Raw genomic sequence first — 3,234 nt, 5'->3', positions numbered from 1 at the left:
TCTCCAGAGGCTCCTCCAACAACAGTCCATACCATAATGTCAACTCAAGGAATTAACATTGCGGTGCCTGAAAGATTTACAACTTAATAACAGAAAGATTCTGGTTAGTTAAACTGCTTACTTCTTCGGCGGGCGGATACAATAACGTATCTTGCCACTCTCCTGCTGTCTTCATCGGAACTCATTTTCGGGCGACATACTAAATGATAAAAATGTGATTGTCTGCAAAAAAATCGCACAAAACGATAAAATTTTCATAGCAATGCAGCTAAATCATTTTTATTGCGTATGGAGTCGGATGTGAATACGCTATTTAACGCTCAATTTGCGCCCAGCTCAGAGGGGAAAATGTTGCAGTGTTATTTTTTTATGCTCACCTATACTATTTTGTAGGCAGCTGGTGACGGAGAAAATATAGAATAAATTGAAATTAAAAACTGATTTTAATTGCCAGTTGATATATTAGAAAAGTGTTTCCCGCCTATTTTTTCTGCTAACCCATTGATGTGACAAAGCTAGCATAGAATCTGATCGTTGTTGCTTAAATTTGAAACAAAAGTAGCCTGCTGGAATTATTTAGGTTTCTGAACGTTAATTATTCATAGCAAGTCAATTTTTTGACGTTGCGGTCATAACAATTCTTATAAAGGTTCAGTTATTCATCAACAAGGAGTGTTTCACCGCAGCATACAGAGTTTTTGTATGTACTTATGACACTAGTAGTAAGGTGAATTTGTGATTTGGGTTAGTTGCAGTCATTACGACAAAATGGCAGATGCCAGAGAAAATCTTAAGCTATCACATAACGTCGTTGATGTTTCGCCTTTTGAGTTACTTTCGACAATGACCGGACAGGAGCTAATTTTCCTTGAGGTTGTTGATTCAACATCGGAAGGTTTTGAGTTATTGCGATCTATCAAGAATCGTTTTCCGCTAGCAAAGGTTGTTATTGTTTATCATAGCCTGGATGCCAACCTGGCGCTGAATGTGCTTCGGGCTGGTGGCGAAGATGTGATTGAAGCCAGTGCAACAAGACAGGAGCTCGACGAGTGCTTCAGTCGTTTGCATACTCATCAGGTGGAAGCGGATGCTGATACGGGGTTTGAGCACCGGGAGTTGTCGATACGGCCCGCGCTCAAGATAATCGATGAAAATATTAGTGCTCCGCTACGTGAAGAAGACTTGGCGAATGCCTGCCATTATTCACCTACGTACTTTTCACGCCTGTTCCATAGCATAATGGGTGTCACGCTCAAGCAATACATTATTAAGAAGCGGTTGGATCTTGCCTGCGGGCTGCTTAGCTCAGATCGGGAGAAAATTTCCCAGGTTGCAAACTCGGCTGGCTTTAAGGACGTTTCCTATTTTTCCCGTGTTTTTAAGAAGCATATGGGATGCTCACCGGGTGAATTCAGAATGAGAAAACACAATTTAAATACTTAGCGTGAGTTCTAGAAGAGAGGCATCGTTGTGTTTTTCAATATATTTGTGTGCTAAAGGTATCAAGTTAGCAGAAATCTGCCGATAACAGACTACATACGATTATCATGCCTGTATATTATCAGCTCGCATGAACAATATTAGACTATATTGATTGCATATGGACTTAAGCAAGCTGCATATTTTTCAGGTCATGCGCAGTTTTGCTCAGACAATCAGTAGTTAACAGTATCAGCAGATAGAATGACATCTTTTCACGATATTTTAGGCACAGACAGCAACACTTCAAGCGCTGATATAAAGCGCCGTTATAAACTACTATCTAGCCGTCTTCACCCCGATAAAGGTGGCTCAAAGGCAATTATGCAATTGCTTGTCCAGGCTTATGAGAAAATAGGGCAGGGCAAGGGGCATGAAGAAGCTGTCCGTACGGTTCATTCCAAGAATACGACGTCGGAAGCGGACAAGCAGAAATTGCAGCAACTTGAACGCGACTGTCAGGCTCTTAAAAGGATTAATGAAGAGCTTGACCGTCAGCTTAAACTCGAGCAGCAGAAAAGCAAATTATTAGCCGAGGAAAGTGAGCGTTATATGGGGGCCTCGGAAGAAGAGTTGAAGTGGCTACGCCGGGAAAATAAGCGCCTTTCTAACCAGCTTGAAGAAGCACGCCGCAAACTGAGTGATACAACCCGGACCGTAACGAACGTGCCGCCGAAGACTTCAACGGTCTCACCTCTATCTCCCTTGAGTGAAATCTCACCTAAAGTTATCAACCAAATTAAGGCAATAGGTAGCTTTAATCTCCGTCGCTTTGGTTTGATGCTGATGATGCCTCTGGTTATCGCAGGTTTGCTGTTTACCCTGGGTAAAGAGCCTTTGCTGGCATTGATGGCACTGTTTGAAGAGCCACAACCAGAACCAGAAGTGAAGGTGACGATTATCAATAGCAACCCAGCCGATGAACTTCAGTTACAAGATCAGTCCGAGATAATGACGGTGAGTACAGTTCCCGCGAAGCCTGTACCTGTCCCACGTATTCAGGTGGATAGTTCAGTTGGTGTATGGCACCTGCGATTTTTTGCAGAGAACAACCGCCCTTATATTTCAGTTCGAAGCGAAAAGGGCTCATACATTGTTAAGAGCTGTGAGACAAAATTTCAGTATTACCGAAACTCGAATCTACGTGCAGGCAGAATGGCGGCAAACCTGATCTTTGACAGAAAAGATCGCCACTTCCTTGTCTATAACATTCCCTATGGTAATGGTTCATTTGCCGGGAACTGGGCGGAAAGCAAAAGTTTGTTGATTAACGGAGAGTACTTTCCGAATGACGGTTTTTCCGTTGCGTATCAAGAGCTAGAGCTGTTGTGCATGCGGTAAATAAGGTAAAGCCTCTCAGCACTGACCTGGATTATTAGGCACAAGCTGAGAGGCTTTCGTTTATCGATATTTTCTTGTTAGTAATTAGGCTTCAACGAGCTTTCCGTCACCCAGTGGTTTCTTGATGACTGCAAGTCGATATGCTGCTGGTACGAAATAGAACGAGACGATGGTCGTTAGAAGTGTACCGCCCGCAATGGCGACCGCAAACGGTGGCCAGAATCCGCCACCAGCCAGAATCAATGGCATGAAGCCACCAATTGTGGTGATGGTGGTAGAGGTGATGTGGCGGGTACAACTCATCACTGCGACCAGAATAGCATCGGTATCACCTTGCAAGGCTTTCGGGCTGGCTTTGAGTTCGGCAAGAATCACAATAGCGGCATTGATTGCCAACCCGACAAGGCCGAGCAG

3 protein-coding genes and 1 riboswitch are annotated in these 3,234 nt (G+C 43.7%); of the genes, 2 read left to right on the top strand and 1 reads right to left on the bottom strand.

Features of this window, described 5'->3' with window-relative positions:
• Window positions 1-12 precede the first annotated feature (12 nt).
• Window positions 13-175, bottom strand: a riboswitch (glycine riboswitch).
• A gap of 560 nt (window positions 176-735) precedes the next feature.
• Window positions 736-1,443: an AraC family transcriptional regulator gene (locus MHN01_RS21750; RefSeq protein ID WP_160651333.1), complete on the top strand. Its 708-nt coding sequence runs from the start codon at window positions 736-738 to the stop codon at window positions 1,441-1,443.
• Window positions 1,444-1,683: 240 nt separating this feature from the next.
• Window positions 1,684-2,820, top strand: coding sequence for a J domain-containing protein (locus tag MHN01_RS21745; RefSeq protein WP_239413390.1), 1,137 nt, complete (start codon window positions 1,684-1,686; stop codon window positions 2,818-2,820).
• An 84-nt stretch (window positions 2,821-2,904) separates the two neighbouring features.
• On the opposite strand, the gene MHN01_RS21740 is transcribed toward MHN01_RS21745, so the two are convergent.
• The coding region (locus tag MHN01_RS21740; RefSeq protein ID WP_239413389.1) for an efflux RND transporter permease subunit at window positions 2,905-3,234 on the bottom strand (330 nt) is incomplete at its 5' end.

This window comes from Photobacterium sp. OFAV2-7 (genome assembly GCF_022347985.1).
Taxonomy (GTDB): Bacteria; Pseudomonadota; Gammaproteobacteria; order Enterobacterales; family Vibrionaceae; genus Photobacterium.
Note: the sequence above shows the minus strand (reverse complement) of the source record. Positions and strands in the feature narration are given on the sequence as shown.

What these genes read in the sequence shown, in the direction of transcription:
- MHN01_RS21745 (WP_239413390.1), top strand. Translation starts at nt 1,684, where the DNA reads ATGACATCTTTTCACGATATTTTAGGCACAGACAGCAACACTTCAAGC.